The sequence below is a fragment of the Nonomuraea sp. NPDC054003 genome, assembly GCF_055585125.1.
This window is the reverse complement of the sequence record NZ_JBVJKR010000019.1, coordinates 72,571-97,704: the sequence shown is the minus strand read 5'-3', so window position 1 is coordinate 97,704 and position 25,134 is coordinate 72,571. Positions and strand designations below refer to the sequence as shown.

General features: G+C 71.0%; 22 protein-coding genes. 6 read left to right on the top strand and 16 right to left on the bottom strand.

Annotation, left to right across the window (positions count from 1 at the left end; genetic code table 11):
* Nucleotides 1-123 precede the first annotated feature (123 nt).
* The 3 genes from ACZ6YG_RS38015 to ACZ6YG_RS38005 all read right to left on the bottom strand — a co-directional run bounded on the left by ACZ6YG_RS38015 (nt 124) and on the right by ACZ6YG_RS38005 (nt 3,647).
* Nucleotides 124-1,347: a DMT family transporter gene (locus ACZ6YG_RS38015; protein WP_466020648.1), complete on the bottom strand. Its 1,224-nt coding sequence runs from the start codon at nt 1,345-1,347 to the stop codon at nt 124-126.
* A gap of 279 nt (nt 1,348-1,626) precedes the next feature.
* Nucleotides 1,627-2,106, bottom strand: a complete 480-nt coding sequence (locus ACZ6YG_RS38010; RefSeq protein WP_466020647.1) for a GNAT family N-acetyltransferase — start codon at nt 2,104-2,106, stop codon at nt 1,627-1,629.
* Nucleotides 2,103-3,647, bottom strand: a complete 1,545-nt coding sequence (locus tag ACZ6YG_RS38005) for an XRE family transcriptional regulator (protein WP_466020646.1) — start codon at nt 3,645-3,647, stop codon at nt 2,103-2,105. Before ACZ6YG_RS38005 ends, ACZ6YG_RS38010 begins: the two co-directional genes overlap by 4 nt.
* A 306-nt stretch (nt 3,648-3,953) precedes the next feature.
* Between ACZ6YG_RS38005 and ACZ6YG_RS38000 the strand changes: the two genes are divergently transcribed.
* The 4 genes from ACZ6YG_RS38000 (at nt 3,954) to ACZ6YG_RS37985 (ending at nt 7,538) form a co-directional block, all read left to right on the top strand.
* Entirely contained in the window at nt 3,954-4,232 is a 279-nt protein-coding gene (locus tag ACZ6YG_RS38000; RefSeq protein WP_148029896.1) for a hypothetical protein, read from the top strand.
* A 406-nt stretch (nt 4,233-4,638) separates the two neighbouring features.
* Entirely contained in the window at nt 4,639-5,616 is a 978-nt protein-coding gene (locus ACZ6YG_RS37995; protein ID WP_466020645.1) for a mechanosensitive ion channel family protein, read from the top strand.
* A 15-nt stretch (nt 5,617-5,631) separates the two neighbouring features.
* Nucleotides 5,632-6,012 (top strand): globin, encoded by a 381-nt coding sequence (locus ACZ6YG_RS37990; RefSeq protein ID WP_148029894.1) that lies wholly within the window; start codon nt 5,632-5,634, stop codon nt 6,010-6,012.
* Between the two features lie 5 nt (nt 6,013-6,017).
* Nucleotides 6,018-7,538, top strand: coding sequence for a glycoside hydrolase family 13 protein (locus ACZ6YG_RS37985; protein WP_466020644.1), 1,521 nt, complete (start codon nt 6,018-6,020; stop codon nt 7,536-7,538).
* Here the strand turns inward: ACZ6YG_RS37985 and ACZ6YG_RS37980 are convergent.
* Entirely contained in the window at nt 7,531-8,712 is a 1,182-nt protein-coding gene (locus ACZ6YG_RS37980; protein WP_466020643.1) for an MFS transporter, read from the bottom strand. The genes ACZ6YG_RS37985 and ACZ6YG_RS37980 overlap by 8 nt on opposite strands.
* A complete protein-coding gene (locus ACZ6YG_RS37975; protein WP_261808363.1) occupies nt 8,709-9,125 on the bottom strand; it encodes an acyl-CoA thioesterase in 417 nt (138 codons plus the stop codon). Before ACZ6YG_RS37975 ends, ACZ6YG_RS37980 begins: the two co-directional genes overlap by 4 nt.
* Nucleotides 9,126-9,234: 109 nt before the next feature.
* Between ACZ6YG_RS37975 and ACZ6YG_RS37970 the strand changes: the two genes are divergently transcribed.
* Entirely contained in the window at nt 9,235-10,140 is a 906-nt protein-coding gene (locus ACZ6YG_RS37970) for an SDR family oxidoreductase (RefSeq protein ID WP_466020642.1), read from the top strand.
* On the opposite strand, the gene ACZ6YG_RS37965 is transcribed toward ACZ6YG_RS37970, so the two are convergent.
* A complete protein-coding gene (locus ACZ6YG_RS37965; protein ID WP_148029890.1) occupies nt 10,127-10,729 on the bottom strand; it encodes a TetR/AcrR family transcriptional regulator in 603 nt (200 codons plus the stop codon). The genes ACZ6YG_RS37970 and ACZ6YG_RS37965 overlap by 14 nt on opposite strands.
* Nucleotides 10,730-10,833: 104 nt before the next feature.
* On the opposite strand from ACZ6YG_RS37965, the gene ACZ6YG_RS37960 reads away from it, so the two are divergent.
* On the top strand, nt 10,834-11,988 hold the full coding sequence (locus tag ACZ6YG_RS37960) for an acyl-CoA dehydrogenase family protein (protein ID WP_219546989.1): 1,155 nt from the start codon (nt 10,834-10,836) through the stop codon (nt 11,986-11,988).
* 42 nt (nt 11,989-12,030) lie between these two features.
* On the opposite strand, the gene ACZ6YG_RS37955 is transcribed toward ACZ6YG_RS37960, so the two are convergent.
* The 10 genes from ACZ6YG_RS37955 to speB form a co-directional block, all read right to left on the bottom strand.
* Nucleotides 12,031-13,161, bottom strand: a complete 1,131-nt coding sequence (locus ACZ6YG_RS37955) for a thiolase C-terminal domain-containing protein (RefSeq protein WP_466020641.1) — start codon at nt 13,159-13,161, stop codon at nt 12,031-12,033.
* On the bottom strand, nt 13,158-13,559 hold the full coding sequence (locus ACZ6YG_RS37950; RefSeq protein ID WP_148029887.1) for a Zn-ribbon domain-containing OB-fold protein: 402 nt from the start codon (nt 13,557-13,559) through the stop codon (nt 13,158-13,160). Before ACZ6YG_RS37950 ends, ACZ6YG_RS37955 begins: the two co-directional genes overlap by 4 nt.
* A gap of 56 nt (nt 13,560-13,615) precedes the next feature.
* Nucleotides 13,616-14,125 (bottom strand): VOC family protein, encoded by a 510-nt coding sequence (locus tag ACZ6YG_RS37945; RefSeq protein WP_466020640.1) that lies wholly within the window; start codon nt 14,123-14,125, stop codon nt 13,616-13,618.
* A 120-nt stretch (nt 14,126-14,245) separates the two neighbouring features.
* Complete coding sequence (gene ettA, locus ACZ6YG_RS37940; protein ID WP_219546977.1) at nt 14,246-15,910, bottom strand: energy-dependent translational throttle protein EttA; 1,665 nt, start codon at nt 15,908-15,910, stop codon at nt 14,246-14,248.
* An 86-nt stretch (nt 15,911-15,996) separates the two neighbouring features.
* Entirely contained in the window at nt 15,997-17,190 is a 1,194-nt protein-coding gene (locus tag ACZ6YG_RS37935) for a GGDEF domain-containing protein (protein WP_246640523.1), read from the bottom strand.
* A gap of 880 nt (nt 17,191-18,070) precedes the next feature.
* Complete coding sequence (locus tag ACZ6YG_RS37930; RefSeq protein ID WP_148029883.1) at nt 18,071-18,640, bottom strand: single-stranded DNA-binding protein; 570 nt, start codon at nt 18,638-18,640, stop codon at nt 18,071-18,073.
* 129 nt (nt 18,641-18,769) lie between these two features.
* Nucleotides 18,770-20,395 (bottom strand): GTP-binding protein, encoded by a 1,626-nt coding sequence (locus tag ACZ6YG_RS37925; RefSeq protein ID WP_466020639.1) that lies wholly within the window; start codon nt 20,393-20,395, stop codon nt 18,770-18,772.
* Nucleotides 20,392-22,791 (bottom strand): dynamin family protein, encoded by a 2,400-nt coding sequence (locus tag ACZ6YG_RS37920; RefSeq protein ID WP_466020638.1) that lies wholly within the window; start codon nt 22,789-22,791, stop codon nt 20,392-20,394. Before ACZ6YG_RS37920 ends, ACZ6YG_RS37925 begins: the two co-directional genes overlap by 4 nt.
* Before the next feature lie 8 nt (nt 22,792-22,799).
* A complete protein-coding gene (gene cobA / locus ACZ6YG_RS37915) occupies nt 22,800-24,032 on the bottom strand; it encodes a uroporphyrinogen-III C-methyltransferase (protein ID WP_466020637.1) in 1,233 nt (410 codons plus the stop codon).
* A gap of 84 nt (nt 24,033-24,116) precedes the next feature.
* Entirely contained in the window at nt 24,117-25,130 is a 1,014-nt protein-coding gene (speB, locus tag ACZ6YG_RS37910) for an agmatinase (RefSeq protein WP_148029880.1), read from the bottom strand.
* Nucleotides 25,131-25,134: the final 4 nt, after the last annotated feature.

Sequence of the window (25,134 nt, the reverse complement as noted above, 5' to 3'; positions counted from 1 at the left end):
TCATGCACCTCTTCACTGGAGTAATATTCATTATTCGGACACTCCAGCGAATATCAAGATATATACCCAATAAGTCAGAGTATAATTACTGAGAAGCGTTCAATATTTCTCCCGCCTATAGCCCTATTGTGACCGAAACCGGCAGGGGTACGTCGCCCCCGATCTTTTGTCGCCGGGTTCGTTCATGAGCTCACACAGGCAACGGCCCAGCCGCGGCTCCGAATCGCAGCACCCCTCCGCGTTCTCGTTCCTGGCCCGGACGATGCGGCTGGCCCGCTCGATGAGCCGCTCCAGGCTCGGCTCCCCCGTCCCCTTGGCCGCACGGCCAGGCCACAGGCACGCGTCGGCGCCCCCGCACGGACCGGGCGGGAGCGCCGGCGGCACCTTGCCGTTCAGCATCAGCGGGTCCCCGCGCTTGACCTTCAGCTCGCCCAGCACCCGGGACGCCCGCCGCGAGACCATGAGCAGGTCACGGCGGCGCGACTGGGGCTCGTCCAGCGCGGCCCCGGGCGACGGCACCGCCAGCAGCATCGCCGCCGCCATCAGCCCGCCGCCGAGCAGCATGCTCCAGCCCAGCTGCTCGCCGAACCAGATCACCGCGATGGCCGCCACCCAGAAGGGCTGCGACGACATCAGCACGGCACTGGGCACCGCCGACACGTACGCCTGCCCGTACGAGCGAGCCAGGAAGCCGAGCGCGCACGACACGACGGACAGGTGGCCGAGCACCACCCAGTCGGACGTCTCGCCAGGCAGCGTGATCCCGTCGCGCACGGCCAGCCCGCCGGTCAGCAGGCCGATGACCCCGAGCTGGATGACCGTCAGCGCGTACGCGTCGAACTGCTCGCCCTTCCTGGACAGGCGGCCCAGCAGCAGCGTGTGACCCGAGTACAGCGCCGCGGCGCAGAGCGTCACCCCGAGGGCCAGGAGCGAGAAGCCGCCGTACTCGATGCCGCGCAGCAGGGTGAACACGGTCATGCCGGCCATCGCCAGCACCACCCCGATCCACACCCGGTACGGCACCTTGGCCTTGAACAGCGCCAGCGCCATGACCGGTGTGATCACGACACTGCACCCGACGGCGAACCCCGAGACCGCCGCGGGCAGGCTGTAGAGGGCCACGGCCTGCGCGCTCTGCCCCACCCCGAACATGACCCCCAGGATGACCCCGTTGATCCACGTCCGCCGCGACAGCCCCCACAGGCACCTGGGACGGATGAGGAGCAGCGTCAGAGCCGCCAGCGTGTAGCGCTCGGCGAGCAGATCCTCGACTGGTAAGCGGTGGATGAGATCCTGCATCAGCGGGAAGGCCGACCCCCATGCGGCGCTGACGAACAACAGAAGCACGGCTCCCATGAGGGGTCGGGGAGCGGGCACGACTGCCATGTTCGGAAGCATCTCACTACGGATCACGGCGGCCGGATCGCCGATGGTCTGCGGTGATGTTCCTCTACCACCGGGAGTGAAGAGCCTCACTCGAAGGACCGGACATCCTTATCCTCTAAATCCGGAGATCCGGCAATTCCCCACATACCACCGCCCCCTCTTCGGCCGTATCTGCCAACCGCCCAGCGCGTCCATCAAAAGGAGAAAGCGCCCGAAACGGGCGCTTTCTCTGACATATCCTTAAATTTCAGCAGGTGCGGGCGTCAGTCGCTTCTCCCCGTAGACGACCGTGAGCTCGCCCACCTGCTCCCGCGCGACCTCCCGCCACCCGTGCCGCTCGTACAGCACCAGCGCGGCCCCCTGGTTGAGCGTGGTGTCGCCGCTCAGCCGGCGGAAACCCAGCTCGGCCGCGCGCTGTTCAAGCGCGGAGAGCATGGCGGAGCCGAGGCCGCGCCCCTGGAACGCCGGGTGCACGCGCAGCCGGCACACCTCGGCGGTCGCGCTGTCGACCGGTTTCAGCCCGCCCATGGCGACGACCCTCCCGTCGGCCTCGCCGACCAGGAAGTCGCCCCCGCACGCCAGGTAGATCTCCTGGATGCGGGGGAAGTCGTCGTCGTAGTAGACCCCGTCGCCCGGCACCAGCCCCACCTCGGCGAGGCAGATCTGATGGAGGGCGAGGATGGTGTCGAGGTCAGACCACCGGTAGCGGCGGATCCTCATGCACCGCCGGTCCCTTCTCCCCCGACGGGCTGCGGGAACCGCACCTGCTCCTCGTAGGCGGCCAGGCCCGGGTGGCCGGGCTCACGGGCCCGGATCGCCTGCAGCAGCGCGAGGGCCGGACGCATGATGAAGTCGGTGCGGTATTCGGGCCCGAGCAGGCGCAGCGCCTCGGTGCCGATCCGCAGCGCCTCGCCCGTCTCGCCCTCGATCAGCCGGCACTGCGCCTGGTCCAGCCTGATCAGCGTCTGGTCCAGGATGTGGTCCTGGTACTGGTGCAGCGCCTGGTCGAGCACGAGGTCGGCCTCCAGCGTCTGCCCCAGCTTGGTCAGCACGTCACCCTGGTAGAAGTAGAGCTGCTTCTCCGTGTAGCCGAAGGCCATGTCCTCGCGCTCCTTCCCCTTGATGTGGGAGAAGGCGTTGCGCGCCCGCGCGAGCGCGCGCTTGGCCTGGTCGACGACCTCCTTGCGGCTGTCGGTGCCCGAGAGCATGGCCAGCGCCCTGGCCTCGACGACCGGAGCCATGGCCTGCGCCGCGCACGGCGTCTGGCCTGCCAGGTCGCGGCTCTTCTTGGCGAGGTTGAGCGCCTCGCGGGCGTCGCCGTAGTAGAGCGGGACGAGCGCCTCGCGTGCGGTCACCCACGCGCGCAGGGCCCGGTCGCCGGTCTCGTCGGCGGCGGTGCGGCCGGTGCGGAAGAACGACCGGGCGAGCCGGTGGTCGCCCAGGTTGATCATGATCATGCCGCTCAACCCGGAGAGCTGGGCGGCCATCCGGCACAGCCGCTCCTGCAGGTCGATGGGCTGGCGCCGGGTCATCGCGTTGCGTACCGCGCTCAGCTCCAGCAGCACGTCGCAGAGCAGCCGGAGCGGCGCCGTGGTCGTGTACTGCCGGCCGAACGCGAGCGTGGCCTCCTCCCACTGGTCGAGCATGGCGGGAGAGACGGTGGACGACACGAGCGTGTAGTCCATCCGCCGGCGGATGCCCTCGCAGGCGCCCAGCACCGGGCCGGTGAGCTTGGTGGCCCCTGCGTCGTTGTTGGTCAGCAGGTTGAGGAGCGCGCGCCGGAGGATGTTCTCGTCCTCCTCGCTGTCGACGTTCTTGTCGGGGTGCAGCGACGGGGTGCGCAGCTCGGTCGGCTCGGGCAGCGCCGCGCCGTGACGGCCGTTCACGTCGGCGCCGCCCGCGAGGACGCCGGGCATCCGGTGGCCATGGCCGCAGATGCACGGCCCGTCGTAGCCGAGCGAGGGGGGCTCGACGCGGTAGACGGTGCACAGATAGTGGAGGTATTCGGGGCCTGGGCGTTTCAGCCCGCTCTCGTACGCCGACAGCAGGGTCTCCCCGATGCCCGGGGCCGGCTTCTCGTCGCGTTCGAACAGCGCTCTGACCTGTTCGATGACGTCGGCGAGCGCGATGCCGTGGGCCAGGCGGTGACCCTTGATCTTGGTTGTGCCGAACTGCGCGCCACAGGCCTCGTGGATCTCTTCAGCGATCTGGGCAGCGGTGCGGCCGACGGCAAGGCCCTTGGCCCTGATCCGACGAGCCATTTCCGTTTCCCTGTGCTGTCTGCCGGACATCCCGGCCCCTCTCACGCATGTGTCCCGACCGGCTCATCACCCTAGTCACTGAGAGTAGCGTCCAGGTTGCGGTCCGCCTAGCCTCGACTATGGCCTAATGATGGCGTGTTGAAAACGCCTCCTTGAAGGCTAGGGATAAGGATCGTCCTCCGGCGGACTGTTTCTTACATTCCGGGAGTGACAAGGCGACTCCCCGTGAGCATGTATGTCGCGTTGCGCAACCAGCCGACATGAGTCATCTTTGGCCCACCGCAACGATTCGAGGGAGGACGAAAGGTGGGGGACGACAACTTCGGGCATCTTGAGCGCCTGGTGTCGGAGCTCGACGCCCGCGGGTTGCTCGCGCGAGTGGTCCGGACCCAGAGTGGCAGGGTCTTCGTCAGGGTCATCAATCCGAAGGCGACGAGCCTGTCCGAGAACGTCACCTGTCGCGTCGCGACCGACATTCCCGACTGGTGGTACTGCTGGTCCTGGGGGGAACGGCTGCACACCGTCGACGACCCGGCCGGTGCGGCGACCAAGGTCGCCCGCGTGCTCGCCGCGGTGGGAGAGTGACCGGGCGGTGAACCGGGTGGAGCGCAGCCACCGCGGCTCACCGTCATCACCGCGGCTCCACGGAGCCGGCGGGACGGCCGGTGCGGAGAGCCGCGCACCAGCGCGGACTCTGGCCGTCCCGCCGACTCCGGTTACTCTGCGTAACTATCGAGACCCGCTTTTCGGCCTGGCCGGAAAGCGCTCGGGGCCCCCTCCCCGGAGACGGCACGGGACACGCTTCCGGGTGCGTGACCCGTCCGAGCCGACCGTCATCGGAGCGTCAGGTTCCTCCCTCCGCGGCCCAGGGCCTGATGACCCCGTCTTCCCCGGCGTGATGTGACGGCGGCCGGTTCGACCGGCGGTAAATTTGGGGCGTATCCGGCCCCGTACCGCCGGTCGAATCGTTTTCCCGGAGGAGGACCCTTCAGTGTTCCTGCTGTCGCCGCCGTCGCCCGAACCGACCACCTCCATGGTCCCGGACCTCGACGAGGTGAGCACCAAGATGGCGGAGATCTGCGAGGGGGACACACTCCTCTGCTCAGTGCTGGCCGGCTGGATGGACAACGCGAGCTGGGCGCCGCTGGTGGCCAGCGCGATCACGATCGTGCTGATCCTGATCATCGGCTTCCTGGTGCGCAACATCGTCAACCGCGTCATCACGCGGGTCATCAACCGGGCCGCCAGCCGCCCGGTGGGCCGCTTCCGCAAGGGCACGGTCACGGCCGGCGTGGACGCCCTGCTGCACGAGCGCCGCAAACAGCGGGCCGAGACCATGGGCTCGGTGCTCCGGCACATCGCCACCATCGTCATCATCGGCACGACCCTGCTGACCGTGCTGGACCGGCTGACGATCCCCATCGCGCCGCTGCTCACCAGCGTCGGCATCCTCGGCGTGGCCATCGGCTTCGGCGCCCAGGAACTGGTCAAGGACTTCATCGCGGGCATGTTCATGCTGCTGGAGGACCAGTACGGAGTGGGTGACGTGATCGACGCGGGCGCCGCCATCGGCACCGTCGAGGCGGTCACCCTGCGCGTCACCCGGCTGCGCGACGAGGACGGCCGGGTGTGGTACGTGCGCAACGGCACCATCACCCGCGTCGGTAACGAGTCGCAGGGCTGGTCGCGCGCCTACGTGGACGTGCCGGTCCCCTACGACAGCGACATCACCACCGTGCGGGTGGTGCTGGAGAACGTCGCCGAGGAGATGTGGGCCGACGCCGAGCTGCGCGAGGCGGCCGTCGTGGAGCCCCCGCAGGTGTTCGGCGTGGAGCAGCTCTCCGACAGCAGCATGGTCTTCCGCCTGTCGGCCAAGACGCTGCCGGCCAGGCAGGAAGAGGTGGCGCGGGAGCTGCGGCTGCGGGTCAAGGCGGCGCTCGACGCGGCGGACATTGCGATGGTCGGCTGAGCATAGGCTGGGGTCGTGACTGAAACCTCCTTCTACGAGGCCGTCGGGGGCGAGGAGACGTTCCGGCGGCTCGTGCGCCGTTTCTACGAAGGGGTGGCGGAAGATCCCCTGCTGCGCCCGATGTATCCCGAGGCCGACCTCGCCGGCGCGGAGGAGCGGCTGCGCATGTTCCTCGTCCAATACTGGGGCGGCCCCGGCACCTACAGCCAGCAGCGCGGGCACCCGCGGCTGCGGATGCGCCACGTGCCGTTCGTGATCGGCCAGCAGGAGCGCGACGCCTGGCTCAAGCACATGCGTGACGCCGTCGACGACCTCGGCCTGACCGAGGAGCAGGAGAGCCGGCTCTGGACCTATCTGGTCAACGCCGCCCATAGCCTGGTGAACTCTCCGACGTAGCGGGCATGACACGCCACATGGACATCCCCTGGTGGCGTGATGCCGTCGTCTATGAGATCTACGTCCGCAGCTTCGCCGACGCCTCCGGAGACGGCGTCGGCGATCTCGCGGGGATACGTGAACGCCTGCCCTACCTGAGAGACCTGGGGGTCGACGCCGTCTGGCTGACCCCCTTCTACCCCTCCCCCATGGCCGACGGCGGCTACGACGTGGCCGACTATCGCGGTGTCGACCCGCTGTTCGGCACGCTGGCCGACTTCGACGCGCTGGTGGCCGACGCGCACGCGCTCGGCCTGCGGGTGCTGGTGGACGTCGTGCCCAACCACAGCTCCTCCGAGCATCCCTGGTTCCAGGCCGCGCTGCGGGGCGAGGGCCGCGACCGTTACATCTTCCGCGACCGGCCCAACAACTGGCAGTCCACCTTCAGCGGCCCGGCCTGGACCCAGGTGGACGACGGGTCGTGGTACCTCCACCTGTTCGCGCCCGAGCAGCCGGACTTCAACTGGCGCAACCCCGAGGTCCGGGAGGAGTTCCTGGACATCCTGCGGTTCTGGCTGGACAAGGGCGTCGACGGGTTCCGCATCGACGTGGCGATGGGGCTGTTCAAGGCGGAGGACCTGCCGGACGTGCGCGACCAGTCGTTCATGTCCAAGTCCCCGGTCTGGGGTCAGCCGGAGGTCCACGACGTCTACCGCGACTGGCGGGCGCTGCTCGACACCTACCCGGACGAGCGGATGGCGGTGGGCGAGGTGTGGACCGACACGCTGGAGGACCTCGCGCTGTACGTGCGCCCGGACGAGCTCCACCAGAGCTTCAACTTCGCCTGGCTGCAGGCGCCCTGGTCGGCGACCGCGTTCAGGAAGGTGATCGACGACACGGTGGCGACGGTCCCGTTCGCCACCTGGGTGCTGTCCAACCACGACGTGGTACGCCACCGCACCCGTTACGGCACGGCCGACCCCGGCACCGGCATGGCGCGGGCGCGGGCCGCTCTCCTGGCGACACTTGCCCTCCCCGGGTCGGCATATCTCTACCAAGGGGAGGAACTCGGACTCCCTGAGGTAGAGAATCTTCCTCCGGAGGCGCGGCAGGACCCGGTCTTCAAGCGCTCGAAGGGCGAGCTGCCGGGCCGCGACGGCTGCCGCGTGCCGATCCCGTGGTCCGGCCGGGGCGACTCGTACGGGTTCTCGCCCGAGGGGGTGAAGCCGTGGCTGCCGCAGCCCGACGAGTTCGCGGAGCTGAGCGTGGCCCGGCAGACCGGCGATCCCGGTTCGATGCTGGAGTTCTACCGGCGCGCCCTGGCCTGCCGGCGGGAGCTGGCCCGGACCGTACCGTACGGGCTGGAATGGCTGGAGTCGTCCGAGGACGTGCTCGTGTTCGCGCGCGGGCCGCTGGTGTGCGCGATCAACTGCGGCACCGAGCCGGCGCCGCTGCCGCCGCACGAGAGCGTGCTGCTGTCCAGCGGCCCGGTCGGCGGCAGCCTGCCGCCCGACACGGCGGTCTGGCTCCGGCGCGCCGTCAGCTAGCCCGGGTGGCGCGCTCGTCGCGGACCGGGATGACCGGTAGCGAGACCAGCGCGCACGCCAGACCCGCGGCGAAGGCTGCCCAGTAGCCCGACTGGGTGATCAGCAGTCCGGCGAGGGGGGTGACGGCCAGCGCCACCGTGTTCTGCACCGTGTTGTGGACGCCGAGCACCCGGCCGGCCGCCGCGGGCCCGGCCAGCTCGCCGGCGGCGAGGTAGGCCAGCCCGTTCCCGGCCACGGTGATCACCGCGGCCAGCGCCAGCATGGCCACGCCCAGCCCGGATCCCGCGTACGTGCCGAGCACCAGCAGGCCGAGGGCGGCGAGCGCGGTGAGGGTGAGCAGGCGCAGCGGCGCCATCCGCAGTCCGGTCACGTCGGACCAGCGGCCCGCCGCGACCCGCGTGGCGGCCCCGGCGACGGCCGCCCCCGCGAACAGCTGCCCGGCCGCCACGCCGTCCCACCCGTACACCTCGACCAGGCAGGCGACCCCGTACGTGCCGACGACGACCTGCGGCACCACGTGCAGCCCGCTCGTGGCGTGCACGCGCCAGAGCGCGGGCTGCCGGTACGGGGACCCGGCGGGCTTCCTGGCGGCCCCGGCGACGGCGTGCGGCGGTTCGGCCAGGAACACGCCCGCCAGCACGGCGGCCAGCAGGCTCACGCCCGCGCAGACCAGCATGACGCCGGAGATGCCGTACGCCCGCGCCACGGGCGGCAGCGTGAACCCGGCCACGGCCATGCCGAGCGTGTACGAGACCTGCCGCACTCCCATGGCCACGCCGCGCTCGGGCGGCTCGAACCAGCGCAGCACGATGCGTCCGCCGCCCACCATCGCGGCGCAGCCCGCCGCCCCGGCCCCGGCGAGCAGCGCGACCACCGCCCAGGCGTTCCCGGCGAAGGAGGCTACGGCTAAGAGCAGGGCGGCACCGCCGACGCCCAGGCCGAGGATCAGCCGCTCGCCGTACCGGTCGGCCAGCGCGCCCCAGGCGACCAGGGCGAGCAGGATGCCGATGCCGGGCGCGTTGGCGATGATCCCGGCCACCGGCAGGGAGACGCCGAAGTGACGCTGGATGTCGGGGATGACCAGGGGGAGCCCGGCCAGGCCGAGGGTGACGCCGGCGTGCGCGTTGACCCCGAGGGCCAGCATGAGCCAGCGCCGTCGGTGCGGGGCGCTCACGCGAAGCGTTTGAGGTACGCCATCTCGTCCTCGGTGAGCCGGCGCGGTGCCGCCCGCTCGGCGTCGTAGGCCACCAGCTTGGAGGTGGCCGTGACGTACAGCTCGTCGTCGTCGAGGATCTCGTACTTGAGTGTGAAGCGCACCGGGCTGATCTCGGTCACCCACGACTCGACCCGGACCGGCTCCGCGCGGAGGCCGAGGGGCCGCAGGTAGTCGATCTCGTGGCGGGTCACGACCAGGCCCTTGAAGGGGGGTTCGCCCGCCTTGTACGGGTCGACGTGGAGCATTCCCCAGCGGGCGTCCTCAAGGTAGTCGAAGAAGCGGACGTTGTTCACATGTCCTTGCGAGTCGATGTCCGCGAATCGCACCATTCGGAGGAAGACGTGCCGTTGCGCCAGGGAGTGTTCAACCACGAGGCAACGGTACCGGTTCGCCGTCAAGACACCGACAGGGCCTACCATTTCTAGATTTGCTTACTAGAATTTTGTTCGCATCAGTCAGCCGAGGGATCGAGGTGTCGAGATGAGCGGGATCGCCGAGGGCCGCGTGGTGATCGTCACGGGCGCGGCCAGGGGCATCGGCCGGGGGCACGCGCTGGAGTTCGCCCGGCAGGGCGCCAAGGTGGTGGTGAACGACCTGGGCGCCGAGGTGGACGGCACCGGCTCGTCCGGGGCGGCGGCGGAGGTCGTCGCGGAGATCGAGGCCATGGGCGGGGAGGCGATCGTCGACGGCGAGGACGTCGCCGACTTCGACGGCGCCAGGCGGCTGGTCGAGGCCGCCGTCGAGCGCTTCGGCGACCTGCACGTGCTGGTCAACAACGCCGGGATCCTGCGCGACCGGATGCTGTTCAACATGAGCGCCGAGGAGTGGGACGCGGTGGTCCGGGTGCACCTCGGCGGCACGTTCGCCCCGCTGCGCCACGCCGCCGCCTACTGGCGCGAGCAGGCCAAGGCCGGTCGGCCCGTCGACGCCCGGATCATCAACACCACCTCGTCCTCCGGCATCTACGGCAACCCCGGCCAGGGCAACTACGGCGCGGCCAAGGCGGGCATCGCGGGCCTGACCGTGATCGCCGCCAGGGAGCTGGAGCGCTACGGCGTCACGGTCAACGCCATCGCGCCGACCGCGCTGACCCGGATGACCGACGGGATCATCCCGGGCGACGCCGACGCGGACCCCGACGACGTGGCGCCGCTCGTGGTCTGGCTGGGCAGCGCCGAGTCGCGCGGCGTCACCGGCCGGGTGTTCAACGTGCGGGCCGGGCGGATCAGCGTGGCCGAGGGCTGGCACGCGGGCCCGGAGGTGGACAAGGGCTCCCGCTGGGACCCGGCGGAGCTGGGCGCGGTGATCCCGGCGCTGGTGGACAAGGCCGCGCCGAACGCGCTGACCAACGGGAAGATCCCGGGCCGGGAGGCTAGCGGATCCTGAGCGGGTCGAGGCGGCGGATCAGCGTCATCGCCGCCTCGGCCACCTCGCGCGCGTCCTCCTCGGAGTCGCTGGTGGCCACCTCCCGGGCGGCCTCGCCGATGATGCTGGTCAGCACCGTCACGGTGAACCGGTCGAGCGGGTCGCCGCCGGAGCCGAGCAGCACGGCGTTCTGCCGTACCCACTCGCGGTTGCGCGTGCGGCGGATCAGCTCGAAGCCGGGCGGCCCGTCGCCATCGATGAACAGCCGGACCAGGTCGCGCCGCTCCCACGCGCCGTCGAGGTAGGCGCGGGCGCCGGCGATGAGCAGCTCGACCGGGTCGGTGACGCCCTCCTGCTTGGCCCGCGCCACGCTGGCGCCCGCGGCCTGCTCGTGGGCCGCCTGATGGTCCTCGTAGAGGGCGAGGAACAGCTCGGTCTTGCCGCCGAAGTGGTGGTAGAGGCTGCCGACGCTGGAGCCGGCGCGGGCGACGACCTCGGAGACCCCGGCCTCGGCGAAGCCGTGCTCGCCGAACACCTCCCGCGCCGCCTGGAGCATGCTCTTGCGGGTCTGCGCCGTACGGCTCCATTCCCACGAGGTCTTGCGTGCCATGCGAACATCTTAGAGGCGAGAAATTCTAGAATCATATTCTTGACAGCCTGCCGCACGAGAGCCGAACCTTCTCCTAGAGGTTTGTTCTAGAAAGTGAGGCGGCCGTGGACTTCTCGCTCAGCACCGAGGAACGGCAGATCAGAGACACCGTCCGGGCCTTCGTGGAGAAGGAGATCATGCCGCTGGAGCCGGACGTGCTGCGCAACGAGCGCGCCGGCCGCCCCGCGCTCGACCCCGGCGTCAACCAGGAGCTGCGGGACAAGGCGCGCAAGACCGGCCTGTGGGGCATCAACACCCCCGAGGAGTACGGCGGCGCCGCGCTCGGCCCCATCATGTCGGCGATCATCGCCATGGAGGTGGGCCGCACGTTCGTGCCGTTCACCTTCGGCGGCAGCGCCGACAACATCCTGTACGCCGGCACCGACGAGCAGAAGCGCCGCTACCTGATCCCCACCATCGAGGGCGAGCGCCGCTCCTGCTTCGCCATCACCGAGCCGGGCGCGGGCTCCGACGCCCGCAACATCAGCGCCAGGGCCGTACGCGACGGCGCCGAGTGGGTCATCAACGGTGAGAAGACGTTCATCACCGGCGGCAGCGAGGCCGACTTCGTCATGGTGTTCGCCGTCGCCGAGCCGTACGGGGTCACCTGCTTCCTCGTCGACCGCGATATGGGCTGGACGTCCGAGCCGATCCCCACGATGGGCGAGTGGGGGCCCGCGTCGCTGGTGTTCCAGGACGTCCGGGTGCCGGAGGAGAACATCCTGGGCGAGCTGGGCAAGGGCTTCGAGCTGGCCATGCAGTGGATCGGCCAGGGCCGTTACATGATCCCCGCCAGGGCCATCGGCTCGGCCGAGCGGATGCTGGGCATGGCCGTCGAGTACGCGAAGATCCGCAAGTCCATGGGCCAGGCGATCGCCGGATACCAGGCGATCCAGTGGATGATCGCCGACTCGCAGGTGGAGATCGAGGCGGCCAAGTGGCTGACGCTCTACGCGGCCTGGCGCGTCCAGCAGGGCATGGACGCCCGGCACGCCTCCTCGATCGCCAAGCTCAACGGCGCGGTCATGGCGAACCAGGTGGTCGACCGGGTGCTGCAGATCCACGGCGGCATGGGCTACACCAAGGAGCTGCCGATCGAGCGGTGGTACCGCGAGCTGCGGCTGCTGCGCATCTTCGAGGGCACCGACGAGATCCAGCGCCGCACGATCGCGCGCAACCTGATCAAGGGCCACGCCCGGCTCGGCACGATCGGGGAATGACCCTGCCCAGGAAGCGGCGGTGTACCACCGCTTCCTGAAGCCTCACGGCAGCCGGTTCGACAGCACCAGCGTGGCGGCCGAGGCGAACATGCCGCCGTTCCCCAGCACGACGCTCACCTCCACCCCCGGCACCTGCGCGGCCGCCTCACCGCGCAGCTGCCGCACCGCCTCCTGGATGGCGAACATCCCGTACATCCCGGTATGCGTGTACGACAGGCCGCCGCCGTTCGTGTTCAGGGGCAGCCGGCCGCCGGGTGAGGTGTGACCCTCGGCGATGAACGCGCCGGCCTCGCCCCGCTTGACGAACCCCAGGTCCTCCAGCCCGTAGATCGGCACGTGCGCGAAGGCGTCGTACACCATCAGGTGGTCCACGTCGTCGTGCGAGATGCCCGCCTCGGCGAACGCGGCCTCCCCCGACAGGCGGAACCCCTTGGCCGTGGTGAAGTCCTCCATCTGCGAGATCATCGGCGAGTCCATCGCCTCGCCCGAGCCCAGCAGGTAGACCGGGTCGTCCCGCCGGGCCAGGTCCTCGCTCGTGACGACCAGCGCGCCGCCGCCGTCGGTCACCAGGCAGCACTCCAGCAGGTGGAACGGGTAGGCGACGATCCGCGAGGCCAGCACGTCGTCCACCGTGATCAGGTCGCGGTGCATCGCCCGCGGGTTCAGGTGCGCCCAGCGCCGCTGCGCCACCGCGACCTCGGCGAGCTGCTCGTGGGTGAGGCCGAACTCCTTCATGTAGCGCAGCGCCGTCAGCGTGAACGTGGTCGTCGGGCCCATCACCCCGTACGGCATCTCGAACTGGCCCATCAGCGAGTCGGGCGCCATCGAGAACCGCGGCGCCCCGATCCGGGACCGGCCCGACTCGCCATGCGTGATCAGCACCGTACGGCAGAGCCCCGCCCGGATGGCGGCGGCCGCGTGGCGCACGTGGAACAGGAACGACGAGCCGCCGACCCCGGTGCCGTCGAGCCAGGACGGGGTGATGCCCAGCGCGTGGGCGACCTGGATGGGGCCCGGGGTGCCGACGGTGGCGATGCCGTCGATGTCGTCCTTGGTCATGCCCGCGTCGGCCAGCGCGTTGCGCGCGGCCTCCAGGTGGAGCTCCATCGTCGAGTGGCCGGGCAGCCTGCCGACCGCGTCGGTCTCGGCCGCGCCCGCGATCACCGGGTTCACTGGGCACCGCCCGCCGGCTCGAAGAGGGGCACGTGCACCTCGCCACGTTCCTCGAACGTCACCCGCAGCGGCATGTCGAGCTCCAGGTTCTCGGGCGCGGGCTCGACGCCGACCAGGTTCGTCATCATCCGCACCCCCTCCTCCAGCTCCACCACCGCGATCGCGTACGGCCCCTCGAACCCGGGCGCCGGCCGGTGGTTGATCACGTACGAGTAGAGCGTGGCCCTGCCGCTGGCCCGCACCCACTCGACGGAGCCGGAGCCGCAGCGCGGGCAGCTCGGCCGGGGATAGAAGTAGTGACGCTCGCAGGCCAGGCAGCGCTGGATCCTGAGCTCTCCGGCCGCCGTCCCGTCCCAGAAGGGCTGGGTGTCGGGAGTGGGGCGTGGTACGGGCTTCATGGGGCTCCCGCCTCTCGGTTTTAGAACCCCACTCTAGATTTTTCTTCTGCGTTTGCTCAAGGGCTCGGTATCCCGTTCCCGTTCCTGCCTTCGCCGGCCAGCACCTCCTCCAGCGTCGCCCTCGGCCCGTCCGGCCGCGGACCCACCTGGGCGAGCTGGATCAGCACCCCGTGCGCCTCCTTCGGATGCAGGAACACCTCCCGCCAGCGGGGATCCGACAGGTTCAGCCCGTGCAGCCGGTAGCCCTTCCCCTTCAGTCCGGCCACGGCCGCGTCGATGTCGCTCACGTGGAAGTTGAGATGGTGCACGCCGCCCCTGCCCCGGGTCAGCTCGAAGAAGCTGTCGAAGAACGTCGAACCGGGCAGCGGCTCCATCAGTTCGATCTTGCTCCCGTTGGTGTAGGTGAGCTGCAGGGTTCGGTATCCGGCCTGCCGGTTGTCGCCCCCGCCCCCGAGGTGCCGCCCACCGAGCAGGTCGCGGTAGATGGGCAGCAGGTCCCTGATGCGCGGCGCGGCCACGGCCGTGTGGTCGAAGGCCACCTCGACGCCGTCCAGTTCGAGCTCCACCCGGACTCCTTCCCCTTAGCGAATCTAGAATCTGATTCTAGACATCCCTCGTGCACCCAGGAAACGCGAGATCCCGCACGGAGACGGTCTCCGTGCGGGATCCGGGGTGGAACCACGTGATCAGTCGCGGTGCAGCTTGCGGTAGGTCACCCGGTGCGGGCGGGCCGCGTCGGCGCCCAGCCGATCGATCTTGTTCTTCTCGTAGTCGGCGAAGTTGCCCTCGAACCAGAACCAGTTGGACCCTTCCTCCCACGCCAGGATGTGCGTGGCGATCCGGTCGAGGAACCACCGGTCGTGGGAGGTGATGACGGCGCAGCCAGGGAACTCCAGCAGCGCGTTCTCCAGCGAGGACAGCGTCTCGGTGTCGAGGTCGTTGGTGGGCTCGTCGAGCAGCAGCACGTTGCCGCCCTGCTTGAGGGTCAGCGCCAGGTTGAGCCGGTTGCGCTCGCCGCCGGACAGCACGCCCGCCTTCTTCTGCTGGTCGGGCCCTCTGAACCCGAACGCGGCGATGTAGGCGCGCGACGGCATCTCGACGTTGCCGACCTTGATGTGGTCGAGCCCGTCGGAGACGACCTCCCACACGTTCTTGTTGGGGTCGATGCCGCCCCGGCTCTGGTCGGCGTACGAGATCTTGACGGTGTCGCCGACGGTGATGGCGCCGCCGTCGGGCTGCTCGTCGCCCGTGATCATGCGGAAGAGCGTGGTCTTGCCGACGCCGTTGGGGCCGATGATGCCGACGATGCCGTTACGCGGCAGGTCGAAGGTGAGCTTCTCCATCAGCAGGCGGTCGTCGAAGCCCTTGGTGAGATCCTCCGCCCTGATCACCGTGGTGCCGAGGCGCGGGCCCGGCGGGATCTGGATCTCGTCGAAGTCGAGCTTGCGGTGCTTGTCGGCCTCGGCCGCCATCTCCTCGTAGCGCTGGAGCCGGGCCTTGCTCTTGGTCTGGCGGGCCTTCGGGTTGGACCGGACCCACTCCAGCTCGTCCTCGAGGCGCTTCTTGCGCTTGACGTCCTTCTGGCCCTCGACCCTGAGCCGGGCCGCCTTGGCCTCGAGGTAGGTCGAGTAGTTGCCCTCGTAGGCGTAGGCACGGCCGCGGTCGAGCTCGAGGATCCAGGTCGCGACGTTGTCGAGGAAGTAGCGGTCGTGGGTGACGGCCAGGACGGTGCCGGCGTACTTCTCCAGGTGCTGCTCCAGCCACTGGACGCTCTCGGCGTCGAGGTGGTTGGTCGGCTCGTCGAGCAGCAGCAGGTCGGGCGCCTCCAGCAGCAGCTTGCAGAGGGCCACGCGGCGGCGCTCGCCACCGGACAGCGTCGTCACGTCGGCGTCGGGCGGCGGGCAGCGCAGGGCGTCCATCGCCTGCTCCAGCTGGCTGTCGAGATCCCAGGCGTTGCGATGCTCAAGCTGCTCCTGCAGCTTGCCCATCTCGTCGAGCAGCTCGTCGCTGTAGTCGGTGGCCATCTGCTCGGCGATCTCGTTGTAGCGCTCGAGCATCCGCATCGTCTCGGCGACGCCCTCCTGGACGTTGCCGAGCACGGTCTTCTCCTCGTTGAGAGGCGGCTCCTGCTGGAGCATGCCCACGGTGAAGCCCGGCATCAGCCGCGCCTCGCCGTTGGACGGCTGCTCCAGACCGGCCATCATCCGGAGCAGCGTCGACTTGCCCGTGCCGTTGGGCCCCAGGACACCGATCTTGGCCCCTGGCAGGAACGACAGGGTGACGTCGTCAAGGACAACCTTGTCGCCATGCGCCTTGCGCACGCGCTGAAGCGTATAGATGTACTCCGGCATGGTATCTAGCTTAGGGGCTCCCGCCCGAGCTTCCGAACGCGACGGCGAAGGGCCTTCCTGGCCGGGCCTGCCAGGGGGCCGCGAGGTCAGCCGGCCGGGTCGCCCTGGAGACGGGGCGGGACGGCGGGGACGCAGACGCGGTTTCTGCCCAGCTCCTTGGCCCGGTAGAGGGCCAGGTCGGCGGCCGCCAGGAGCTCGATGAGGTCGTCGCCGTGCTCCGACATCAGGGCGACGCCCGCCGAGACCGTGACCGAGATGACCGCCTCGTCGGCGGGGACGGACATGCGGCCGATCCGGGCACGCAGGCGCTCGGCGACCCGGCGGGCCTCGTGCAGGTCAGCCCCCGGCAGCAGCACGACGAACTCCTCGCCGCCGAAGCGCCCCACCAGGTCGTAGTCGCGCAACTGGCCGCGGAGCACGTCCGCCACGTTGACCAGCACCAGGTCTCCGGCCAGATGCCCGTGGGCGTCGTTGACCCGTTTGAAGTGGTCGATGTCGATGATCAGGAGCGCGAGCGTCTCTCCCGTACGGCGCGCGCGGACGATCTCGGTGTCGGCCTCCCGCTGCCAGGCGGCGGCGTTGAGCAGGCCGGTCTTCGCGTCGGTGCGGGCCGCCGCCTGCAGCTGGGCGTGCAGGAGGCTGCGCTGGAGCAGCACGACCGGGGGGAGGGCGAGCAGCAGCAGGATGGGGTGCAGGCCGCACCCGACGGTCACCGTGACGCCGAGGCACAGCTCCACCACGTCCAGTGTGAAGCTCTCCCGGTCCCAGAGCACCGCGCGCCAGCCGAGGTCGGGGTTGGCGGTGTGGGCGGCGATCGCGATCAGGGCGGTGTTGATGAGCGCGAACACCACGGCCGCCAGGATCGCCAGCATGATGGTGGCGCTGTCGCTCCCCGAGAGCGGCCAGGCTTCCGGGGCCAGCCCGTGGAACAGCAGGGACGCCGCGCACCCGGCCAGGCCGATCGCGGCCGCGCTGAACACCCGCCGGTGCAGCACCGCCGCCCGGACCCGCAACTGCAGCAGCGTCTGCAGCACGATCGGCGCGAGCAGCGCGTACACCGGCGGCAGCAGCAGCGCTACGGGCAGCCACCAGGCCGACAGCAGGTCACGCGACACCCCTGCCGGCATGCCGAGCCGTCGGGTGGCCTCGATGCAGACCGCGCCGCAGCCCATCAGCGCCGCGAAGACCATCAGGCTGCGCCAGTGGAAGGGGGTGGTGAGAGCCGTCGCGGCGATCGCGGCCAGGTCGGCGACGACGATCACGCTGATGTAGGCGACCAAGGCCCGGCGTTGGCCGAGAAATGGCCATCGGGAGACCAATGCGGACAGACCGTCACGTCGCTTTATCGAGGTGTGACTGGCCGCCGCCATGTGGTCTCCCCTCCCACTAACGATGTGTAACACAATAGTTGCGGAGTGTGCGGTGCGCGATGGGAAACGATAGCTTTGCCAGAGAAACCGCAGAGGTTATGTGGTTGGCTAGATGTGGACACGGTTCGCTTCCGCGAACAAGCCACTGCGAAGGGAGCACATCATGATGCGGGGCGTCATCTGGACTTGACGACCGCCCTTGCCCTCCACGCGGGCGACCCATCGGCCCCGGCGCTCACCACTCAGCGCGCCACCGATGCCCCCTCCCCCCACCTTCCCGGGGCCCGGTTCGTCTTCCCGCATCCCTCGTGTTCCAGCATCACCCGCGCGACCTCTCGCCAACGCCGAGGTCATCTCATCGACCTCTTCGGGAAACCCCGGGCTAGGCACCGTGAGGCATGCCCCCGGCCCGCTCATCCCGCCGTAACCCCGGGGGCGCATGCGGAGAGCCGGTGAGATCCCGGCCGGACGCCGCCACCGACTACGCGACATCGGCGCGCCGTTTCGGCACCGGACCTCCTGGTCGGACGCCGGGATCGGCGCGCCACTTCCGGCACCGGACCATCTGACCGGACACCAGGATCGGCGCGCCACCACCAACACCGGACCACCTGACCGGGCACCAGGATCGACGCGCCGTTCCGGCACGGGCCCTCCTGGCGGGACGCCGGAGGCAGCGCGCCACTTCCAGCGCCAGACCACCCGACCGGACACCAGGATCGGCGCGCCACCGCCGGCACCGGACCACCTGGCCGGACGCCGGAGGTGGCGCGCCGCCATGGACGGGGCATCAGGCCGCGGCCCGCTCCTCCTGTGGCCACTCGGCGTCTTCGGACTCCTTCTCGTTGTCGTCGGCGCCGATGATGCGCACCGCGGCCTCGTCCGCCGGGATCTCCCTGACCACCATGCCGGGCCCCTTGCGGGCGGCGCCCATCGCCCAGTCCTGGGTCTCCTCGTCGAGGCGGTCGCGCATCTCCCTGCTCACCGGGCCGCCGCCCGCCCGCTCGGGCTTGACGAAGGTGCCGGTGCCCCAGCGCAGGTCGTGGCCCACGGCCGAGGCCTCGACCTCGGGCATGAAACGCCGGTCACCCTCCGGGCCGAACTCGCGGATGCGGAGCTTGCCCGACACCACCACCGGCTGCCCGACCCGTACGGACTGGGCGACGTTGTCGCCCAGCGCGCGCCAGCAGCGCACCGCGAAGCAGACCTTCTCGCCGTCGGCCCACTGGCCCGACTTCCTGTCGAAGTAGCGATGGGCGGTGAGCACCCGGAGCGAAGTGACCTTGGAACCGTCGTCGAAGGTGTATTGACGCGGCTCCGCCGCGACGTTGCCGGTGAGCGTGACGTAGATGTCGTTCATCCGTTGCCTCCCCTGTGGCGGGCCGGACGCCCGCGACCTGGGACCACGGTGCCGACCACGGCCCGCCCGCGAAGCCGCCGAGCGGTGTTCTGGGGATGACCGCCCGGCGGGCGCGGAGGCTGTGGAAGGTCAGCTCGACAGGCCGCGCATCGCGGTGTAGAAGGCGTGGTGGCGGGCGAGTTCGCGCTCCACCGGCTCCACCACCATCTTCTCCGCGATCGCCGCCACCCGCCGCCGCATCTCCCGCTCCAGCCGCTCCCGCTCGCGCGAGGCGCCCAGCTCGACGAAGTTGCGTGAGGCGATGCCCGACAGGGCGCCCAGCCCGAGCACCGACACCGTCATCAGCGCCGCCCACGGCAGCGCCGCGGTGTCGCCCATCAGCTCCAGCGCCGGCGGCAGCGCGCCCGGTATGAGCAGCCCCAGCAGGAGCCAGAGCACGCCGCACCCGAACGCCGCCACCAGGGCGTACTGCCACGCCTTGAGCAGCCGCCACCAGGCGGGCACCCGGTCGAGCTGGGGCGCGACCTCGGTGAGGTCCTCGGTCAGCGCCGACGGCACCTTGCCCAGCCGGGAGCGGGCCGCGTGGTGGAGCGACGACCGCCACACCGGGTGCATGGTGCCCGACAGCCCTTCGGCCAGCGCCTGGACGGCGTTGGTGACCTCGGCCGCCTGCGCGGTCACGGTGCCGGCCGCGATGCCCTTGATCTCGTCGCTGACGTCCTCCAGGCGGAGGCTCTTGATCGGGTCGGGGCGGAACCGGTCGGCCCAGCGCGGGAACGGCCAGCCCACCCACCGGTTGGAGCGCTCGACGTAGATGTTCTCCATGGCCTCGCCCACGGCCGGCACGCCGACGGCGTCGCAGAGCGCGTCCACCAGGCCCATCTTGCGGGCCTCGTCCACCGCGGCGGGGATGGCCAGCGCCTCCCCGACCGGCATGGCGGCCGTCATCCGCTGCTCCAGCTTGCGGAGGTCGGCCTCCAGCCTCTGGATCGCGGCCCGGCGGCGGGAGACGGCCGCCGCGACGACGCTCTTGAGGCTCTCGACGCCGCGGCCGGTGACGGCCGAGGTCGGCACGACCGTCGGGTGCTCGACGCCTTCGCGGCGGAGCAGGTCGTTGAGGTCGATGACCAGCTCGGCCAGTTCCTCGGTGGAGAGCCGGTCGGCCTGGTTGAGCGCGAACACGGTCACCGCCTCGTGGCCCGCCAGCTCGGTGACGTAGCGGCGGTGGGTGGAGGCGTCGGCGTACTTCTGCGGGTCGAGCACCCACACCACCAGGTCGGCCAGCCCGATGAGCCGGTCGGCCTCGTTGTCGTTGAGCGCCCTGATCGAGTCGTGGTCGGGCAGGTCGAGCAGGATGAGCCCGTGCAGCTGACTCTCGCCCTTGTCCAGCGCGCTGGCCCGGGCGAACCGGTGGCGCCACTGGATCTGCAGCCAGTCGAGCAGCGGCGCCGCGCCTTCGAGCCCCCACACGCAGGCGTGGGTGCGGGCGGTGGTGGGCCGCCGCACGCCGGTCGGCGACAGCTCCAGCCCCGAGACGGCGTTGAACAGCGACGACTTGCCGCTGCCCGTGCCGCCCGCGAGGGCGACCACGGTGTGCTCCGACGACAGCTTGAGCCGGTCACCGGCGCGCAGCAGCAGCGACTCGGCCTCCGACATCAGCTTGGGGTCGAGCCGTCCGGGGCCGAGCTCCACGACCTTGGACAGCGCGGACAGCCGGGACGAGAGCCCCGGCCTGGGCGTGGTGACGGTGGTCATCGTGCGACCTCAAGGTTGTACGTGGCCTGGTAGAGCCGCGTCGCGGCGGACTCGTCGGGGATGCCGGCCGAGTCGAGCGCTTGCACGTATCGCATGGACTCCTCGTCGAACAGCATGCTGATCCTGGCCCGCAGGTCGCTCAGCGCCTTGGCGCCGATGCCGCGCAGCGACTCGGCGCCCAGCAGCGCCTTGACCAGCCGGTGCGGCACCCCCTCGACCTGGCCGCCGCTGAACATGGCGACCATGAAGATCAGCGACAGCGAGTCGGCGTCGAACGACACCAGCTTCGACACCGTCCGCTTGGCCACGCCCTCGGTGCGGACCAGCTCGGTGACGTGTTCCTGCCAGGCCGCGACAGCCCGGCCGGCGTGCCGTACGAGGTCGTCGGAAGGCCGCTCCAGGCCGTCGGCGAGCGCCGCCCCGACCTCGGCGCGGTGCCGCCAGCGGGCGGTCACCTCCTCAGCCGCGCGGGTGGCGGCGGCCACGATCACGGACTCCAGGCCGGCCCGCAGCGCCGCCCTGAACGCGATGATCCGCTCGGGCGTCTGCCTGCCGCTCCTGGCGCGCTTGCGCAGTTGGAGCGAGCGCATCAGGTCGCCGGAGCCGGCGAAGTCCTGCCAGCGGGCGAGCACCTCGCCGTGGATCAGCGCGCCGCTCCTGAACGCCTTGTCGAGGTCGGTGAGGGCGCCGAGGTAGGCGGCCTCCACGTCGCCGCGCAGCTCACCGCGGAAGGCGACCTGCGCCTCCAGGTGCTTGGCCAGCGCCGGCACGCGGGTGCGGAAGCTGTCGAGCACGCCGTTGAGCGTCTCCCTGACCGCCTGGGCGCGGCGGGCCCCGTCGACGGACAGCTCGGCGAGCCACAGCCGCAGCTCGGTCACCTCGCTGTCGGGCAGCCGACCGTCGGCGACCTTCGACTCGCTGATGACGAACCGGTCGATCTCGCCCAGGCCGTACTCGGTGAGCATCCGGACGAAGTGCTTGAGCACCACCTCGCGGGCCCTGTCCTGGACGCGGGAGAGCACGATGGCCAGCCGGGCGCCGCGCTCCTTGGCCAGGCGCAGCAGGTTCCAGGCGGGGGCGTCGGCGTAGCGGGCGGCGGTGGTGACGAAGATCCACAGGTCGGCGGCGTCGAGCATGCGGTGGGCGATCTCGTGGTGCTCCTCGACGACCGAGTCGATGTCGGGGGTGTCGAGCAGCGCCACGCCCTGGGGCAGCTTCTCCGTGGCGCTGATCACGATGCCGCGCTGGCCCGCCTCGGGCCTGGCCTGGTCGAACCGTCGCAGGCCGCCCAGCAGCTCGCCCTCGGCGAACCACTGGCGGTCGTCGGGATGGCAGACCAGGACGGGCACGCCGGTGGTCGGCCGCCGCACGCCGGTGCGCGACACGTTCTTCTCGGCGAGGGAGTTGACCAGCGTGGACTTGCCCGCGCCGGTCGAGCCCGCGACCACGATCAGGGCGGGCGCGGTGTTCATCCGCACCCTCGGCAGCACGTAGTCCTCAAGCTGGGCGAGCAGCTCGCCGCTCGCCTGGCGCGCCTCGCCGGCGCCCGGCAGGTCGAGCCCGAACCGCAGCGACGCCACGCTCTCGCGCAGCGCCCCGAGCGCCGCCGCCATCGCCTTCACGGTCTCAGGCGGCAACTCCTCCTCACGTACGCCCTCCGCCTCGGGCCCCTCAGGTACGGAGTCCGCCTCGGCCCCGGGCTTGTCATCGGGCCCCTCAGATACGGAGTCCGCCTCGTCCCCGAGGTCCTCCGGTACGGACTTCGCCTCGGGCTCCTCCGGTACGGAGTCCGCCTCGTCTTCGTCGGCGACGGCCTCCTGTTCAGCGCTGTCCCCGGGTGCTTCGGCCGGAAGGCCGGGCTCGGCGGCCTCGGATGCGTCGGACTCGGCGGGTGCCTCCGGCTCGGAGTCCTCGACGGCGACCGGTTCGCGTTTGGCCGCAGGAGTTTTCTCCGGAGCCTGGTCCGTCTCCTCCCCGGTCGCGGGCTCCGGCTCGGCAGCCGCGGCTCCGGAGCCCCTGACGACCGGGCCGAAGGCGTCGAACTGGGGCTCAGCGGGCGCCTCGGGACCCGGCTTCGAGTCCCCGGAGGCGAACGGCGCGAAGGCATCGAACTCGGGCTCGGAGCGCTCGGCGACACCCGGCTCACGCCTCGCGGCGGGAGACTCCGGCTCGGAGCGCTCGCCGGCCCGGCTCCCGGCAGGAGAGTCCCGCCCGGGTCGGGCGGCGGAGCTCTCCGGCGGGCCGGAGACTTCGCGTTCCGGCTTCGCGCCTGGCGGGCGGCCCGCAGCCCGCTTTGGCTCGGCGGGTAGGTCCGCCGGGGGGCCCGGGGGCGCGTCGGTAATGGCGGGGAGGCTCAGGGTCTGCTCCCCTGGCCGCTCTCCGCGCCCGTCATCCATGGCGGTGTTCAAGGCAGGCGCTCCGCTCGAACCATCTCGACCTCCTGGCCGACCTCGACGACATCGCCGACGACGATGATCGCCGGTGGCCGTATCCCAGCCGCGGACACGCGTTCGGCCACGGTGGAAAGCGAAGCGGTGACCGCCCGCTGGGTCGGAAGGGTACCGTCCTGCACCACCATTACGGGAGTCTCCGGTGGACGTCCGTCTCGGATGAGGGCCTCGGCGACCGCGGGCAGCCGCTCGACGGCCATCATGAGCACCAGGGTGCCACGGGAACGCGCCAGGCCGGGCCAGTCGACGGTGGACCGGGGGTCGTCCGGCGCGACATGCACCGAAATGACGTGGAACTCCTGGCTCACCCCGCGGTGCGTGACGGGGACACCGGCCGCGGCGGGCACCGCGACGGCGCTGGTGATGCCGGGCACGACCAGCACGGGGATGCCGGCTCGGGCGCAGGCGATCATCTCCTCGCCGCCGCGCCCGAACACGAACGGGTCGCCGCCCTTGAGCCGGACCACGAACTTGCCCTCTCTGGCGCGCTCCACCAGCAGCTCGTTGATCTTCTCCTGGGAGAGTGACCGGCCGTAGGGCACCTTGGCGGCGTCGACCAGCTCGACGTCGGGGGCCAGCTCGTCGAGCAGGGCGCGGGGCGCCAGCCGGTCGGCGACGACCACGTCGGCCTGCGCGAGGAGCTGGCGGCCGCGTACGGTGATCAGCCCGGGGTCGCCGGGCCCGCCGCCGACGAGCGCCACGCCCACCGGCTTGGTGCGGTTGCGCCGGGCGTCGACGGTGCCGTCGCGCAGCGCGCCCACCACGGCGTCGCGGATGCCGGCCGCCCTGCGCGGGTCGCCGCCCGCGGTGACGGCCACGCTGATCTCGTCGACCCGGCCGGAGGCCGGGGTCCAGGCGGCGGAGGCGTCCTTGTCGTCGGCGCGCACGCACCAGATGCGCTTGGCCTCGGCCTCGGCGGCCACCGCGGTGTTGACCGGCCGGTCGCCGGTGCACGCCTGGACGAGCCAGGCGCCGTCGCAGTCGCCCACCTGGTAGGGCCGGGCGTGCCAGGTGACCCGGCCCGCGGCGATGAGGTCGTCCAGAGCGGGGGTGACGGACGGCGAGACCACGGTCACTTCCGCGCCGGCGTCGAGCAGCGCGGGCACCCGCCGCTGAGCGACTCTCCCGCCACCCACGACGAGGACCCGGCGACCGGAAAGCCGCAGGCCGAGGAGGTAGGGGCCCATGGTGGGTGAATCTCCCGTTCGCGAACGTTGTGTGCTAGGTGGATAAACCTACCGGCTCTCAACGCGTCATTTGTTGCGCAGGGGTCAACGGCCGTCGAGCAGAGGCCGGCGGGGGTCCCAGCGCTCTCCGCCCGCTTCGTCGGCGCGCCGTCTGGCCATCGCCGAGAGCGCCTCCAGGACGACCCTGTTGCCGAGGAGCGCCGTGATGTCGGCGTGGTCGTACGGGGGCGCGACCTCGACGATCTCCATGCCCGCGACGGGCAGCTCGTAGCAGATGCGCCGCACCGCGTCGAGCAGTTGCCGGGCCGTGAGCCCGCCCGGTTCGGGGGTGCCGGTGCCGGGCGCGTGGCCGGGGTCGCACACGTCGATGTCGATGGACAGGAAGATCTGGTCGCACTCGTCCAGGGCGATGCGGAACGCCTCCGTGAGGCACTCCTCCAGGCCGCGGGCGACGATCTCGGTCATCTCGTAGGAGCGCATGTCCTGCCGGGCCATCCACTCCAGCGTCTCCGGCTCCGGCCAGTAACCGCGCAGCCCGATCTGCAGGAACCGGTCACCGCGGATCGCGCCGGACTCGATCAGCCGGCGCATCGGCTGGCCGTGCCCGTACAGGTGGCCGAAGGAGATGTTCCCGGTGTCGGCGTGCGCGTCGAAGTGGATCATCGAGGTGCGGCCGGGAGCGTGCGCGCGGGCGGTGCCGCGGGCGTCCGGCAGCGCCACCGTGTGGTCGCCGCCGAGCACCACCGGGACGGCGCCGGAGGCGGCGATCCGGTGCACCGCCGACTCGATGGCCTCCAGTGAGCCCTCCACGTCGCCCGAGTAGCACTCGACGTCGCCGGCGTCGAGCACCCGCAGGTCGCGCAGGGCGTCCACGCGCAGCGCGAGGCTGGGCCTGGAGCCGTCCTGCGGCAGGTAGCAGGCCTGGCGCAGGGCCATCGGGCCGAACCTGGCGCCGGGGCGGTGGGAGGTCCCGCCGTCGAAGGGGGCGCCGAGGATGACGACGTCCGCGTCCGCGTAGCTCGCGGGGTCGTCGACGTCGCAGCGTTCGACGCCGAGGAAGGTGAGGTCCGGGCCGTACATCGGTCCGTATCTGGGCACTGGT

Bases quoted from the DNA above. Each gene is read 5' to 3' on its own strand.
- ACZ6YG_RS38010 (WP_466020647.1), bottom strand. From the start codon at position 2,106: ATGAGGATCCGCCGCTACCGGTGGTCTGACCTCGACACCATCCTCGCC.
- ACZ6YG_RS38005 (WP_466020646.1), bottom strand. From the start codon at position 3,647: ATGGCTCGTCGGATCAGGGCCAAGGGCCTTGCCGTCGGCCGCACCGCT.
- ACZ6YG_RS37985 (WP_466020644.1), top strand. From the start codon at position 6,018: ATGACACGCCACATGGACATCCCCTGGTGGCGTGATGCCGTCGTCTAT.
- ACZ6YG_RS37970 (WP_466020642.1), top strand. From the start codon at position 9,235: ATGAGCGGGATCGCCGAGGGCCGCGTGGTGATCGTCACGGGCGCGGCC.
- ACZ6YG_RS37965 (WP_148029890.1), bottom strand. From the start codon at position 10,729: ATGGCACGCAAGACCTCGTGGGAATGGAGCCGTACGGCGCAGACCCGC.
- ACZ6YG_RS37950 (WP_148029887.1), bottom strand. From the start codon at position 13,559: ATGAAGCCCGTACCACGCCCCACTCCCGACACCCAGCCCTTCTGGGAC.
- ettA (WP_219546977.1), bottom strand. From the start codon at position 15,910: ATGCCGGAGTACATCTATACGCTTCAGCGCGTGCGCAAGGCGCATGGC.
- ACZ6YG_RS37930 (WP_148029883.1), bottom strand. From the start codon at position 18,640: ATGAACGACATCTACGTCACGCTCACCGGCAACGTCGCGGCGGAGCCG.
- ACZ6YG_RS37925 (WP_466020639.1), bottom strand. From the start codon at position 20,395: ATGACCACCGTCACCACGCCCAGGCCGGGGCTCTCGTCCCGGCTGTCC.
- ACZ6YG_RS37920 (WP_466020638.1), bottom strand. From the start codon at position 22,791: ATGGATGACGGGCGCGGAGAGCGGCCAGGGGAGCAGACCCTGAGCCTC.
- cobA (WP_466020637.1), bottom strand. From the start codon at position 24,032: ATGGGCCCCTACCTCCTCGGCCTGCGGCTTTCCGGTCGCCGGGTCCTC.